The organism is Labrys neptuniae (assembly GCF_040797145.1).
GTDB classification, from domain to species: domain Bacteria; phylum Pseudomonadota; class Alphaproteobacteria; order Rhizobiales; family Labraceae; genus Labrys; species Labrys neptuniae.
The window spans coordinates 1-13933 of record NZ_JBFNQD010000029.1 but is presented as its reverse complement, the minus strand read 5'-3'; the positions used below and the strand labels follow the sequence as shown (position 1 = coordinate 13933).

The 13933-nt window shown below is 62.0% G+C and carries 12 protein-coding genes and 1 pseudogene; 10 read left to right on the top strand and 3 right to left on the bottom strand.

Annotation, left to right across the window (positions count from 1 at the left end; genetic code table 11):
- The first annotated feature begins 11 nt into the window (after positions 1-11).
- Positions 12-824 carry a metallophosphoesterase gene (locus tag ABXS05_RS33585; RefSeq protein WP_367626900.1) on the top strand — a complete coding sequence of 271 codons (813 nt, stop codon included), beginning with the start codon at positions 12-14 and terminating at the stop codon, positions 822-824.
- Complete coding sequence (locus ABXS05_RS33580) at positions 821-1501, top strand: HAD-IA family hydrolase (protein WP_367626899.1); 681 nt, start codon at positions 821-823, stop codon at positions 1499-1501. Before ABXS05_RS33585 ends, ABXS05_RS33580 begins: the two co-directional genes overlap by 4 nt.
- 174 nt (positions 1502-1675) lie before the next feature.
- On the opposite strand, the gene ABXS05_RS33575 is transcribed toward ABXS05_RS33580, so the two are convergent.
- The 3 genes from ABXS05_RS33575 to ABXS05_RS33565 form a co-directional block, all read right to left on the bottom strand.
- Positions 1676-2548, bottom strand: coding sequence for a phosphonopyruvate hydrolase (locus ABXS05_RS33575; RefSeq protein ID WP_367626898.1), 873 nt, complete (start codon positions 2546-2548; stop codon positions 1676-1678).
- Entirely contained in the window at positions 2523-3707 is a 1185-nt protein-coding gene (locus ABXS05_RS33570; protein ID WP_367626931.1) for a pyridoxal phosphate-dependent aminotransferase, read from the bottom strand. Before ABXS05_RS33570 ends, ABXS05_RS33575 begins: the two co-directional genes overlap by 26 nt.
- A 177-nt stretch (positions 3708-3884) precedes the next feature.
- On the bottom strand, positions 3885-4796 hold the full coding sequence (locus tag ABXS05_RS33565; RefSeq protein WP_367626930.1) for a LysR family transcriptional regulator: 912 nt from the start codon (positions 4794-4796) through the stop codon (positions 3885-3887).
- 196 nt (positions 4797-4992) lie between these two features.
- On the opposite strand from ABXS05_RS33565, the gene ABXS05_RS33560 reads away from it, so the two are divergent.
- The 8 genes and pseudogenes from ABXS05_RS33560 to ABXS05_RS33525 all read left to right on the top strand — a co-directional run.
- Entirely contained in the window at positions 4993-6564 is a 1572-nt protein-coding gene (locus tag ABXS05_RS33560) for an ABC transporter substrate-binding protein (RefSeq protein ID WP_367626897.1), read from the top strand.
- A gap of 21 nt (positions 6565-6585) precedes the next feature.
- Complete coding sequence (locus tag ABXS05_RS33555; RefSeq protein ID WP_367626896.1) at positions 6586-7617, top strand: ABC transporter ATP-binding protein; 1032 nt, start codon at positions 6586-6588, stop codon at positions 7615-7617.
- Positions 7614-8606, top strand: a complete 993-nt coding sequence (locus tag ABXS05_RS33550; RefSeq protein ID WP_367626895.1) for an ABC transporter ATP-binding protein — start codon at positions 7614-7616, stop codon at positions 8604-8606. The genes ABXS05_RS33555 and ABXS05_RS33550 overlap by 4 nt, the downstream gene beginning before the upstream one ends.
- Positions 8606-9541, top strand: a complete 936-nt coding sequence (locus ABXS05_RS33545) for an ABC transporter permease (protein ID WP_367626894.1) — start codon at positions 8606-8608, stop codon at positions 9539-9541. Before ABXS05_RS33550 ends, ABXS05_RS33545 begins: the two co-directional genes overlap by 1 nt.
- 2 nt (positions 9542-9543) lie before the next feature.
- Positions 9544-10413 (top strand): ABC transporter permease, encoded by an 870-nt coding sequence (locus tag ABXS05_RS33540; RefSeq protein WP_367626893.1) that lies wholly within the window; start codon positions 9544-9546, stop codon positions 10411-10413.
- A gap of 27 nt (positions 10414-10440) precedes the next feature.
- Positions 10441-11685 (top strand): M24 family metallopeptidase, encoded by a 1245-nt coding sequence (locus ABXS05_RS33535; RefSeq protein ID WP_367626892.1) that lies wholly within the window; start codon positions 10441-10443, stop codon positions 11683-11685.
- 37 nt (positions 11686-11722) lie between these two features.
- Positions 11723-13192 (top strand): alkaline phosphatase family protein, encoded by a 1470-nt coding sequence (locus ABXS05_RS33530; RefSeq protein WP_367626891.1) that lies wholly within the window; start codon positions 11723-11725, stop codon positions 13190-13192.
- Between the two features lie 178 nt (positions 13193-13370).
- Positions 13371-13793: pseudogene (locus ABXS05_RS33525) on the top strand (FadR/GntR family transcriptional regulator); the annotation flags it as partial.
- Positions 13794-13933: the final 140 nt, after the last annotated feature.

Genomic DNA, 13933 nt, shown 5'->3' with positions numbered 1-13933 from the left:
CAGACATCCATATGGTTCCAGAAGGCGAGCGGGTTCTCGGCTTCGATCCGGCAACACGGCTGGAGTCCGTGATCGATACCATCAATGCCGAACACGCCGAGGCCGAGTTGTGCATCCTCAGCGGGGATCTGACCGATCGGGGGGACGAGGCTTCCTATCGACGGCTTCGAACCTTGTTGGAACGTCTCAGCGTTCCAAGCCATCTCATGCTCGGCAATCACGACCGGCGCGCTGCTTTCCGCCAGGTGTTTCCCGATGCCCATGACGATGGACACGGCTTTGTGCAAGCGGCTCTCCCGCTTGGAAGCCATCGCCTGATCCTGCTCGATACCCTCGATGAAATGCGTCCGAGCGCCGGCTTTCTCTGTCCTCGCCGCCTGGCCTGGCTGAACGGCGAATTCGAACGCAGCCCGACGATCCCGACGCTCCTGTTCCTGCATCACCCACCCTTCCCGCTCGGGATCGAATATTTCCACGCCATGTTGCTCGAAGGGGGAGATGCCCTCGAAAGCCTGCTCGATCGGCATCCGCAAGTCCTGCACACGGCATTCGGCCATGTTCATCTTTCGGTGTCAGGCCGGTCCGGTTCGCGTTCCTTTTCGGCGACGGGCGGCACCTGCCATCCGATCCGTCCGGTCCTGGCGGGCATGACTGCCAGTTACGTCGAGCGACCACCTTGCTTCGACGTGATCCTCGCAGATGCGAACAGGATTATCGTCCATTCGATCGAACCGCTGATGCCCAACGCCCTCATTGCCCGCGAATTCGCCGATGATATCGGCGGACCGGGCGAATTTGAAATCATCCGGACACCCCAGATATGACAGGCACTGCTTTCGATCTGATCATTTGCGACTGCGACGGCGTGCTCGTCGACAGCGAAATACTGGCTTCTCGCATCGATGCCGAAGAACTGCAGCGCCGCGGCTTCGACGACTATCCGTTGAGCGAAATGCTCAGTCGCTTCGCCGGTGTCTCGCAGCGGGATATCATCGCCACTGTCGAGCGGGAAAGCGGCCGCCCGATTGGAGCCGATTTCGCGCAAACCGTCGCCAAGCGCATCGAGGCTGTCATGCACGCCGAGCTTCGCGCCTTGCCGGATGCTGCGCGAACGCTGGCCACGATGCCTCAGCTCAAATGCGTGGCCTCCAGCAGCGCGCCGAGCAAGCTCGACCTGGCGTTGCGCCTTTCGGGATTGAAGCCGCTCTTTGCGCCAAACATTTTCAGCGCAGTCGAAGTGGAGCGAGGCAAGCCTGCTCCCGACCTCTTCCTTCACGCTGCGCGGCGGATGGGCCGGTTGCCCGAACGCTGTTGCGTCATCGAAGACAGCGTTGCCGGCGTTACCGCAGCCGTGGCTGCCGGGATGACGGTAATCGGCTTTGTCGGGGGAGCCCATTGCGCGCCGGGACACGCCGAACGCCTGACACAGATCGGCGCCGTGGCGGTCGTCGACCATTGGAAGAAGCTGCCCGAGGCCATGGGGGCCGCGCGCGTGAACTGAGCCACCGCATGAGAAATACCACTCTCGTCCTATAATTCCGCGACACAGCCGGCAATCAGGCATTGCACGGCGTAAAATCGGGGACGACCCCAATCATGGACCGCAGCGCCAGTTTATCGGAGCAGGATCCTCGCTGGAGATTTCGGTCGCGGCGGCGCGGCCAGCTTTACATTGTCAGCGCAGGAACAGGCCCTCGTCTTTCTTGATCCTTTCCATGCCCTGGATCCGGAAGATTTCGTCGACAGGCACGATGTCGTTGTTCACGCCCTGAATCCCCCTGTCTTTGATCACACGGGCGAACACATCCTGCATCGCGGTGGTGGATGCACGGATTGCATGGTTGCCATAGATGACCATCGCGATCTTCCGCAGCGCGCGAATTCGCCGTTCATTCATTTCCGGATAGGCCGTCGGAACGATGACGAGGGGGACCTTGCCCGCCCACTCCCTCACGAAGCCTTCGACTTCGTCCGGCGTTTTTTGCTTGGAATGAATGAGGATCATATCGGCACCCGCAGCTTCATAGGCGAGCCCGCGACGCAGCGCCTCGGTCTCGCCCAGGCCTGCAATCAGGGCCTCGGTTCGGGCGATGACCAGGAAATCCTCGCTTGTCCGGGCTGCCACCGCCGCGCGTATCTTGCCTTCGAACTCTTCGCTTCTGACAAGCTCCTGCCGGCCGCCGGCAATAAGGCTGGTGACTTTCGGGAATGTCTTGTCCTCGATGACGACAGCCGCTGCGCCTGCTCGTTCGTATTGGCCGATCGCATGGATGACGTTGATGGCATTACCGAAGCCGGTATCTATGTCGGCGACGACCGGGAGCGACGTGGAGCTCGCTATCGCGCGCAGCATGTCGAGATGCTGAGTCATGCTGATCAAGCTCACATCGGGCAATCCATACAAGGCCGAAAGTTCGAAGCCCGATGCCCAGATTCCGTCGAACCCAGCCTCCTCGGCCAGGATCGCCGAGAGGGGGCTATGGGCTGCCATGATGTGGACGAGGCCGCGTTCGGCCATGGCGTCACGCAATTGTTTGGCTTTGCTCATGGGTCTTCTCATTCTCGCAGAGGGCGTCGCAGGCAGCCAGGATGCGGCCGCACGCCTGCTGCAGGTCGTCCATCGAGGACGCATAGGAGATACGAATATAGGGCGAGGCCATGAAGCCGCTGCCGGGCACGACGGCAACGCCGAACTGCTCCAGCAGATACAGCGCGAAATCCATGTCGGTCTCGATCACCCTGCCCTGCGCCGTGATCTTGCCGAGAATGCCAGCACAGTTGACGAACACGTAGAAGGCACCGTCCGGCATGCGGCATTGCAGGCCCCGTGCTTCATTGATTTTTTCGACCACAAAGTCACGCCGCTTGCGGAAATCCGATACGAAGCCGGCAATGTAATTCTGGTTACCCCCGATCGCTTCCATCGCGGCATATTGCGAGATGGAACTGGTATGAGACGACGTCTGTCCCTGAATCGTGTTCATCGCCTTGATCAATTCCTTCGGCCCGGCGCCATAGCCGAGCCGCCAGCCCGTCATGGCGCTGGACTTGGAAACGCCGTTGATCGTGAGCGTCCGGTCGATGAGGTCGGGCGCAGCGTCAGCCATGGTGGTGAAGTCCATGCCGTAGACGAGCTTTTCGTAGATGTCGTCGGCAAGCACATGCACTTGGTCATGCCGACGCAGAACGGCGGCAAGCGCTGACAGTTCCGTCTTGGAATAGACCGCGCCGGTCGGGTTGTTGGGCGAGTTCAGCATCAGCCATTTGGTGCGGGGCGAGATCGCCGCCTCCAGGTCTTCCGGTTTCAATTTGAAGCCATGGCGCTCATCGCAGCCGACGAGGACCGGATCGCCACCGGCCAGCCGCACCATGTCGGGATAGGACACCCAGCAAGGCGTGGGAATGATGACCTCGTCGCCCGGATCGAGGCTGGCAAACAAGGCGTTGAAGACCACCTGCTTTGCGCCGCAGCCAACCGTGATCTGGTCGATGTCGTAGCTCAGGCCGTTGTCCCGCTGGAGCTTTTCGCTGATCACCTCGCGCAGCCGTTTTATACCGGCGACCGGCGTATAGCGTGTTCTACCGCCACGTATGGCGGCAATACCGGCGTCGCAAACCGCGGCGGGCGTGTCGAAATCCGGTTCGCCCTGGCTCAGCGCTATGACATCGACGCCTTCTTCCCGCAAGGCGGCGGCCGCAGCGGTCATGGCCTTGGTCTGGGAAGGACGGACGGCTTGCAGCCTCCTGGCGATGAGTGGCAACGCAGCTCTCCCTGCACACTGGATCTGTCCCAGCACTACCCAGGGAGGCGGTCACCCGCCAGTTCAGCTATCGTACAAACAGGTGAAAATCATCGTATTTTGCGATATTAGGACAACCGGGCGCTATTTGATGGCAGCGCCTTCCTCCGTCATTCTCCGGCACAGTCGCGTTAGCCATCGGCAGAAGGCGCGGGCAACGTCCGGATTGCTGCTGCGATCAATCGCATAGGCGCGATACTGCATGCCGCTGGGCGCTCGCGAACCTGGAAGGATCTCCAGAAGGCCCTGCCGGACCAGATCCGCGACGACGATATGAGGCGTCACCAGCAGGCTCTGGCCCGTCGATACGGCCGGCAAGGCGAGATAGTGGTGATCATAGCGTGAGCCGGAGACGACATCGGATGTTTTCATTGCCATGCCGCGAAGCCAGGTCGGCAGAATGTCCGGCCGGGACGTCACGGCGATGACGGGTGTATTGCGCAAGGCCTCGAGCCCCCGGCTTGCGATACAATCCGGCGCGCCCACACAGACGAGCTGCTCATCATAGACATCCCAGCGATCCGCCGGTTCGTTCAGCATCAGGTCTCGGGTTAAAAGCACGTCGAAGCTGTCGGTGGAGGTAGGAGCCGACAAGGTGCTGATCACATCGACCGTCACGCCGCCCATTTCCGTGGAGAACTCCCGCAAATTGGGAATGAGCACCGTATAGGCGAAAGTCGCCAGGGACGTTCGCATGACCAGGCGATTGACATCGTGCCTGCCGGCGCGGCGCATGCGCTTTGCCGTGAACAAGATCGTATCGAGCGGCTCGGCGATGGCGTCGGCGAATAAACGGCCAAAATCGGTCAACTGGCTCTGGCGGCCTCGCCTCTCGATAAGAGCTGCTCCAAAATATTCCTCCAGCACGGCAAGGTGGCGGCTCACCGAGCTTTGGGTGATGCCGAGCGTTTTTGCGGCACGCGTCACGCTGCTATCCCGCGCGACCTGCACAAAAGCCCTGACGGCATTGAGCGAGAGTGCCTTGTCTTCGGTCATGGGCCACTCCCAACTACCGCACGAAACCCAGCCATCCAAATTGGCCCGGTTTCTATCGCATTTTGCGATGATTGTCATTTCATTGTTACGGCGCCCCCGAATATGGTCACGGTCGGCCTCCGGCATGATGGCCCAAGCGCCTGGCATCAATCGTCAATCCCGATCCCAACCGCCATTCGGCAAGGATCTCAAGACCATGCATGATCAGACATTCACAAGACGTGAGATACTCGCAGCCGGAACCGTCGGCGCCTTGATGTCGATGAGCGGGCTGCCCGCGGCCGCCGCTCAGGCTCCACAGCGACGCGCGCTCAAGATCGCCATGTCCGCCTTCCCGCCGGCCGTGGAGTCGGCCCTTTTCAATCATACCGCGACGCGGCGTGTCGTCCCGCAGATGTTCGATACGCTCGTCAGCTTTGATCAGACGGAAAAGATGGCATTGCGTCCGGGGCTTGCCGAACGCTGGGAACGCATCGACGGGACGGCGCTGCGCCTGTTTCTGCGCAAGGGCGTCACTTTCCACGATGGTAGTCCGTTCACGGCTCACGACGTGGCCTTCTCGCTCGGCCCGGATCACCTGCTCGGCCCTGGCAAGGCCGGCAAGACCGTCGCCATGCAGACACTCGATACGCTCGACCGCATCGAGATCGTCGACGATCACACGGTCATCATTCACGCCAAGGGTGATGACGCCCTTTTGGAAAAGCGCCTGTCCTCCTGGGCGGCCGAGATCGTCGGCAGCCGCGCTTTCGCAGCAGCCGGATCCTGGGACAAATGGGTCGCAGCGCCAGTGGGTACCGGTCCCTATCGCATCCTCAGCCAAAAGCTCGACGTCAACATCGTGTTGGCCGCTTTCGATGACTATTGGGGCGGCACGCCGCCCTATGCCGGCATCGAATATCGCATCGTCCCGGAGCTCGCCTCACGCATCAACGCACTTTCGGCCGGGGAGGTCGATTTCATCACCGACCTGACTCCGGACATGTTCTCCGGGATCGAAAGCAGGCAGGGCCTCGAAGTTGCAGGCGGCGCAGTCCAGAACATACGTTCCCTGGCGATCGACACCACGGGTCCTGTATTGTCGCGGCTTGGCGTGCGGCGGGCACTCAGCTTGGCACTTGACCGCAAAGCGCTGGTCGAAGCGCTCTGGCAGAACCGGATTCCGGTTCCGAATGGCTTCCAGTTCCCCAGCTTCGGCGACGGCTATATCGAGGATTTCCCGGCCTTGGCCTACGATCCCGACCTGGCCCGCAAGCTCCTGGCTGAAAGTGGCTACAAGGGCGAAACTGTCACCTACAAGCTCTTGAACAACTACTATCCAAACCAGGTCGCCGGTGCCCAGATCATGGTCGAGATGTGGCGGGCCGTCGGCCTCAATGTCGAGATTCAGATGATGGAGAACTTCGCCCAGATTCAGCGGCCGCCGGTCAACGCGATCTACGACAATTCGACCACTGCGATTTTTCCGGACCTGCTCGCCCATGCCTGGCGCCTGCTGGGCTCGAACGGCGAGCTCCCGAAACTCGGCCTCTGGCAGGACAAGGCCTTTTTTGCACTGGGCGAGAAACTCAAGACGACGGCGGAGCCAGCGGAGCGGCGCAAGATTGTCCGCAAGATGCTTGATGTCATCGATCATGAGAACCCGCCCTGCATCGTGCTGCATGGTTCGGGGCAATTCTACGCCAAGCGCAAGGACATGGCATGGCTGCCGGGACAGACGCTGGATCTGAATTTCGGCCCCTTCAACGCAGCCTATCCACGTAACTGACGGTGATAGGGAGGGATGGCGATGACACATCGCACCGATGCGATAGCGGCGGCATCGCCGGAAACATTGCTGGCCATCGAAAGCCTGACCGTCGATTTCAACGGCGTGCGGGTCCTTCGCGGGATCGACCTTGCGCTTTCACGGGGAGAGGCGCTCGGCATCGTTGGCGAGTCGGGAAGCGGAAAGTCGGTGACCTGGCTCGCCGCCCTGGGGCTGCTGCCGAAGACGGCGGCCGTGTCGGGGAAGGTCTCGCTGGGTGGGGAGGCGCTTTTGGGCCTCGCCGCATCGCGGCTCGACCACATCAGAGGCGGACGTATAGCCATGATCTTTCAGGATCCGTCGAGCGCGCTGAATCCCGTCATTCGGATCGGCCGGCAGATCGGTGAAGTTCTCGCGCGCCACCAGGGCGTTTCGGGAGCGGGCATTCGGGCGGAAACCAAGCGTCTTTTCGATCTCGTCAGCCTCCCCGATGCGGCGCGCCGGTTCGATGCCTATCCCCATGAACTGTCCGGCGGCCAGAACCAGCGTGTCATGATCGCAATGGCACTCGCCGGAAAGCCGGACGTCCTGGTTGCCGATGAGCCGACGACCGCTCTCGACGCCACCATCCAGGCCCAGATACTCGACCTGCTGACGACCCTCAGGCGCGACACCGGCATGGCTCTTGTCCTGATCAGCCATGATCTCGGCGTCGTTTCCGAAAACTGCGAACGCATTATGGTCATGTATGCCGGCAGCGTCGTCGAGGCGGCACCGTCCGAGGCGATCTTTGCATCGCCGCAACATCCTTACACAAGGGGCCTGCTGGCAGCCTTGCCGCCTTTCGAAGGCGAATTGCAACGGCTGGTTCCCATCGAGGGGCAGGTGCCGGAGCCGACGCACATGCCGCCGGGATGTGCGTTTGCACCCCGCTGCCCGCAGCGGATGATTGCCTGCCAGACCAACCTTCCCTTGCTCAGGCAGACGCGAGCAGCCCATTTCACCGCCTGCATGGCAGGACCCGACGCGCTCGCCGCGTTCCCGGCTACAATCGGGGAAGGTATGCCGGCATGACGGCGAACATTCTTGAACTGCATGGCGTTTCGCGAAGCTATGTCACGCGCCGAGGCCTGCTCGGCAAGAAGGTCCCTGTGCACGCCGTCGACGGCGTATCGCTGTCCCTGCAACCCGGCAAGACACTCGCGCTGGTCGGCGAGTCCGGTTCAGGAAAATCGACGACGGGGCGGATCGCGCTCGGCCTCGAACGACCCCAGAATGGCCATGTGCGTTTTCAGGGCGCTGCCCTGCCGCCAGCCGATACGCCGGCGTGGCGCCATCTGCGCGCTCGAATGCAGATGATCTACCAGGACCCGCTCGCGGTGCTCGATCGGCGGCTGTTCATCCTCGATCAGGTGCGCGAACCACTTGACATCCATGACATCGGGCCAGTCTCCAATCGGAACGACAAGGCACTGGCGATCCTCCAGGCCGTCGGTCTGAACGCCCGTCACGCGGCGAGCCTGCCGCATCAGCTATCGGGCGGACAACGTCAGCGTGCCGTCCTCGCCCGAGCGCTGATCATGCAGCCGGCCCTCCTGGTCTGCGACGAACCGGTCTCAGCGCTCGACGTCTCGATCCAAGCTCAGATCGTGAACCTTCTGATGGACCTGCAACAAGAGCTGCACCTCAGCCTCCTCTTCATCAGCCATGATTTGAAGGTCGTCCGCCAGATCAGCCAGACCATGGCCGTGATGTATCTTGGTCGCATCGTCGAATATGGCGAGACAGGCCGCCTGCTTTCCGATCCCTTGCACCCCTATACCAGGGCCCTGGTCTCGGCGGTCCCGGTTGCCGGCCGGCGGACCAACCAGCGCATCCTCCTGAAAGGGGAACCACCCAACCCCGCGGCAAGGCCGACCGGTTGCGCCTTCCACCCGCGCTGTCCCATCGCGCGTGGCGAATGCCGGAGCATTTCACCCCCATTCTCGACGCTGCCGGATGGACGATCGGTGGCATGCCATGCCGTTGAGGCCGATACGCGGACCAAGGAGGCCGGAGCCTGATGTTTCGGTATTTTGCCATCCGCGCCTTGCGTGCGGTATTGACCATTGCTCTGGTCGTCACCTTCGCCTTCGTCGTCCTGAGGCTGTCCGGAGACCCGGCCCGCAGCATCATGGGCGAGGACGCCTCCCTCGAGGCCATGGCCGCCTTTCGCCGCGAGTGGGGGCTCGATCAGCCGCTCTGGATCCAATATCTCCAGTACTTTTCGGCGATCTTTCACGGTGAACTCGGCCGGTCCATGCGTGGGGGCGGCCCTGCTCTCGAGCTTGTCCTGGGACGCATCCCGGCAACGCTCATGCTGACGCTGCCGGCCCTGGCGATGAAGCTGGCGATCGGCATTCCGGCCGGGGTCTATGCCGCCCTGCACCGGGACAGTACCGCCGATCGCGCCGTCATGGTCACGGCCGTTGGGGGCTATACGATCCCAAGTTTCGTGCTTGGCCTGACGCTGGTTCAAATCCTTTCAATCTGGCTGGGGTGGCTGCCAACCGGTGGGGCTGGCGGTCTGCAGCATCTGATTTTGCCGATCATGACCCTCGGCGTTGGCGGCGCCGCCATTCTGGCTCGCTTCGTTCGAAGCGCGATGCTGGAGGTCCTCGGACAGGCCTATATCCGGACGGCGAGTGCCAAGGGGCTGCCCTGGGCCGCTGTCGTGCGCGGTCACGCCCTGCCGAACGCCGCGATCCCGACTGTCACCATTGTCGGCTTCATGGTCGGCAACCTGATAGCCGGATCCGTCGTGGTCGAGAGCGTGTTCTCCTGGCCTGGGGTCGGCAATCTTCTGGTCGTGTCGGTGACGGCGAGAGACCTGGCGGTCGTGCAGTGCATTCTCCTTGTGGTGGCCGCCGTCATGGTGCTTTCCAACCTCGTCGTCGACTTTCTCTACGGTTTGCTCGATCCGCGTCTGGCTCATGCCCATGCGACCGGAGGGCATTGACCATGAGCCTGCTCGACAAAGTGGCCGGAAGGGCAATCGGCAAGCCATGGGGCAGCAAACGCAGCCGGCCCCCGATCTCCGTTATCGCCAGCGTCCTGTGGATCGCCTTCATCATCGTTGTCGCACTTTTCGCCGAATACATCGCTCCCTATCGTTATGCCGCATTGGATCTGCCGAACAGGCTGGCTCCGCCCCTGCATCCCCAGCACTGGCTCGGGACGGATGAGCTGGGGCGGGACGTGTTGTCGCGACTGATCTTTTCGCTTCGCATCTCGGCCCTGGTTGCCCTGGGAGCCACGCTGATTTCGGCCTGCTTCGGTACGACGATGGGCTTCGTTGCCGCGCATTTTCGCGGCCGTGTCGAGCAACTGGTCCTGATGCTCGCCGATTTTCAGGCCGCCATGCCTTTTCTCATTCTCTCCCTGTCCGTGCTCGCCTTCTTCGGCAACACCTTGCCGTTGTTCATCGGACTGATGGGCCTCTATGGCTGGGAACGCTATGCCCGCATTTCCCGCGGCCTTGCGATCGCCGCCGGCGCCCAGGGATATGCCGGCGCCGTCCGTCAGCTGGGGGCAGGACCGGCCCGGATCTATCTGCGGCACATCCTCCCCAACATCTCCTCGACCCTCATCGTTTCCATGACGCTGACCTTTCCCGAGATCATCCTGATGGAAAGCAGCCTGTCCTTTCTGGGTCTCGGTGTCCAGCCGCCGATGACGAGCCTCGGCAATATGGTCGGTTACGGCCGGGAATACATGACCCGCGCACCCTGGATCATGTTTGCGCCTGCCGTGCTCATCGCCCTGACAACCCTGTCGATAAGCTTGCTGGGCGACTGGCTGCGCGACCGCCTGGACAGAAGCGCACGCTGAGGATCGCAACGTTCGAAGGAGACACCCATGGCCTTCCTCCGCCCCCTCAACCGGCAGCGTGCACAGCTCCTCATGGAGAAGGACGGGCTGGATGGTCTTGTACTGATCCAGCCTGAGTCGATCCTCTATGGCGCGGGAGCCCGCCCCGGGAGCGCCGCCGGTTGGCGGCGGGCCGGCGCTGCCTTTCTTGTCGTCCCCGCGGATGCCCAAGAGCCCCTCACGGCGATCGTCGGCGATTTCTACGCGGAAGAATTTCGTGCCGCCTCCGGTCTCGACGACATCATCCCCTTTCCTGTCTGGGTCGATCTGATCGACATCCGCGACGTCCCAAGCGGCCCTCTCACGGCACGCCTTTCGTCGGCCCGGCCACCGGGTCAGGTTCGGCCCAGACCGGCAAATTTCGACCCGAGGCAGACATTTGCGCTGCTCGCCGACGCCCTGGCGCGTAAGAGCCTTTCAACCGCGCGGCTTGGGACGGAATATGCTTTCCTGCCGGTCGCCGACCGGGCCCATTTCACGGACACTTGCCCGAACGTCCGCTGGACGGATGCCTCGAACCTGGTCAACCGCCTTCGCATGATCAAATCCCCTGGCGAAATCGAGCGGCTAACTCTTGCCGGCCAGTGCGCCGAGGCCGGCGTCATGGCGGCCATTGCCGACATTTGTCCCGGCCGTACGGCCGACGAACTCTTGTCCGTCTTCCGCGATGCCGCCAGCCGATGCGCAGCCGACCGCGGATATGACGGCATGATTTTGGCCAATGGCGCCATCACCATCGGACCCGGCGCGACCGGCAAGGGACGGCCGGCCGAACGTGGCGATGTGATCCGCCTCGACCTCGGCTGCATCATTGACGGCTATACGTCCGATTGCGCCCGCACGGTGGTGCTAGGTCCGCCGACCACGGATCAGAAGGCAATCTATGGTGCCCTGCGCACTGCCTTTGAAGCAGGCCTGGAGCGGCTTCGCCCCGGTGTGCCCTTGCGAGAAGTCCATAGGACGGCCATGTCAGCCATGCATGCCCAAGGCTTCGAGATGTATTGCCGCGGCCATTTTGGCCACGGGCTGGGAGCCTCGATCTTCGTCGAGGAATGGCCTTTCATCGCAGCCGACGAGATGACGCAGATCGAACCCGGCATGGTGCTGGCCTATGAACTCCCCTGGTACATCCGCGGCCTCGGCGCCTTCATGCTCGAGGATCAGTTCACCGTCGGCGCGCAATCGATCGACGCCTGCTGGTCATTGTCGCGTGAACTGACGGTCTGTGACTGACGGGCCGCCACCCCGCAGCAATATCGAGGAAAGCATTATGCGATTTGTCATCGTCAGTTTCGACGGCCTTCGTCCCGACCTTGTCGCCCCGGAACTGACGCCGAATATCTGTCGCCTGCAGTCGCTGGGCGTGACGCTCGCAAACCACCGCACCGTCTACCCGAGCGAAACCCGTTCGGCCTTTCCGAGCCTAGTCACCGGCACCGCCCCCGGGCGCCATGGCATGGTGGGCAACAAATATCTCGACCGCTCGGTCATGCCCCCGCGCTATGTCGACACTTCGAACGCCGTACTGCTCCGCAGGCTTGACGTCGAAAGCGGCGGGCGGCTGATATCCTCACCCAGCCTCGGCGAAGTGCTCACGACGACCGGCCGCAGCATGGCAGTATTGGCCACCAACACGCCCGGCACGACCCGCCTTTTCCACCACAAGGCGGAGGACTTTGGGCATGTGCGGCTCTCGGGCCATTTCCGCGAAGCCTGCACGCCCGATGATGTGCTGGCGCAGGCCGAAGCGCTTGTTGGGAGATTGACACCCGCCCCTCCCGACGACGAGCCTGACAGGTCTGGACAAGACTGGGTCACCGAAGCATTCCTCGGTCTGGTCTGGCCGAAATATCGCCCGGACCTCACGGTTCTTTCTTATGGTGAGCCTGACAGTACCTCGCATTTTCATGGCACGGGCGCCGAGACAACCCGCGCCATCATCGCGCATTGCGACCGCCAATTCGGACGCGTGCTCGACTGGTGGGAAGCGCAGGGCCGTGCCGAAGGGGTGCAGCTCATCGCGATGTCCGATCATGGCCACATCACCGGCCATACCCGAGTGTCTGTGATCGACAGCCTGCAGGAAGGAGGTTTTCGCACGGGTACCGCACCGGGACCGGACATCGATGTCGTCGTCGTCCCTGGTCAAGTCGGTGCGCTTTATCTCACCGAGCCTGGCGACGAACGGATTGCGCGGCTCGTGGCGACCCTTACCGGCCAGCCGTGGTGCGGCCCGGTATTCACGCGTGCAAAAAACGATGTCGAGGGCATCGCCCCGGGAAGCCTGGGCCGCCACCTCGTTCTTGCCGATCACATGCGGGCGCCGGACGTGTCTTTCGCCTTTCGAGCCGACGATCGGATCGACCCGTTTGGCCTTGTCGGTGGAACTTTCTACGATAGTGGCCTTCCAAGGAACCTGGGCGTCCACGGCGGACTGCACCGAAAGGAGCTTGCGGCGCTTTGTATCGTCGCTGGATCGGCCTTCCCGGCATCCGGCACCGTTTCCACCCTCCCCTCCGGTATCTGCGACTTCGCTCCAACCATTCTGCACATCCTTGGAATTACCGGACCGGCCACGATGAGTGGTCGCGTGCTGCACGAAGTGCTTGAAGGCGGACCGGAGGCGAGTCTATCGATGCGAAGCCAAGTCTTTGAAGCAAAACTCGGCAGCTTCCGGCAAGTTCTTCACCGAACCTTGATTGGGGAAACCATCTATATCGATGCCGGCTCGGCGGCGTGACGGGTGACGTAGTTTTTTCGGGAAAGCCACGACCTGTCGCCTCTCCATTGATGACTATTCGCTTTAGCCGTTCTTTAGCCTGACGAACCCTGCGTGTTCAAAGGCCGCCAATTCGACAGTTCTACAATTCTGCTACGCGCGAGGTTGTCCGGCAATATGGCAGATGTAATGGCACGATGCTGCGGGGCTGGCCGCTTCGCGGCGTTCCTGGGCGCAGGAATCGAATATCTGGAATGCTGCTCGCCAATTCGAGGCGTCGCTGGATGAAGAAAATTCTCTCGATCAGCTCGATTTTGTTTTCCATCGCTCGATTGCCGAAGCGACCAATAACGGAGCCTTCATCGAGTTCTTCACCCTTATGAGCTTGAAGATCCTGCCGCAGCCGGCCTTCTCTCGGGAGTTCAATCCAGCGCTGATCACACCGGACTATATACAGAATACGGTCGTCGAGCACCGTGCCATATGCGAGGCAATCAGCGCCGGGGCTGCGGAGCAGGCGCGCGAGGCAATGCGTGCCCATCTGAATAGGAGCCATCTGCGCTACCGGGGGTTTTCCGACGGCACCGCCTCGCCATTGAGCAACGTAGCCAGGGAGGACTGACGCAGGCGTTGGCTTACGTCAGTTCGTGACTGGTAGAGGAACAGGGCCGCCAGCAAGGCGGCCCTCAGACTGCTGACAAACCAGTAGCGTTAGTCAGCAGTTTTTGATTCAGTGGGTCATGTTGAAGAAACCCGGCCCCG

Coding starts and splice junctions, on each gene's coding strand:
- ABXS05_RS33585 (WP_367626900.1), top strand. CDS start 12: ATGGTTCCAGAAGGCGAGCGGGTTCTCGGCTTCGATCCGGCAACACGG.
- ABXS05_RS33580 (WP_367626899.1), top strand. CDS start 821: ATGACAGGCACTGCTTTCGATCTGATCATTTGCGACTGCGACGGCGTG.
- ABXS05_RS33575 (WP_367626898.1), bottom strand. CDS start 2,548: ATGAGCAAAGCCAAACAATTGCGTGACGCCATGGCCGAACGCGGCCTC.
- ABXS05_RS33570 (WP_367626931.1), bottom strand. CDS start 3,707: ATGACCGCTGCGGCCGCCGCCTTGCGGGAAGAAGGCGTCGATGTCATA.
- ABXS05_RS33565 (WP_367626930.1), bottom strand. CDS start 4,796: ATGACCGAAGACAAGGCACTCTCGCTCAATGCCGTCAGGGCTTTTGTG.
- ABXS05_RS33560 (WP_367626897.1), top strand. CDS start 4,993: ATGCATGATCAGACATTCACAAGACGTGAGATACTCGCAGCCGGAACC.
- ABXS05_RS33555 (WP_367626896.1), top strand. CDS start 6,586: ATGACACATCGCACCGATGCGATAGCGGCGGCATCGCCGGAAACATTG.
- ABXS05_RS33550 (WP_367626895.1), top strand. CDS start 7,614: ATGACGGCGAACATTCTTGAACTGCATGGCGTTTCGCGAAGCTATGTC.
- ABXS05_RS33545 (WP_367626894.1), top strand. CDS start 8,606: ATGTTTCGGTATTTTGCCATCCGCGCCTTGCGTGCGGTATTGACCATT.
- ABXS05_RS33540 (WP_367626893.1), top strand. CDS start 9,544: ATGAGCCTGCTCGACAAAGTGGCCGGAAGGGCAATCGGCAAGCCATGG.
- ABXS05_RS33535 (WP_367626892.1), top strand. CDS start 10,441: ATGGCCTTCCTCCGCCCCCTCAACCGGCAGCGTGCACAGCTCCTCATG.
- ABXS05_RS33530 (WP_367626891.1), top strand. CDS start 11,723: ATGCGATTTGTCATCGTCAGTTTCGACGGCCTTCGTCCCGACCTTGTC.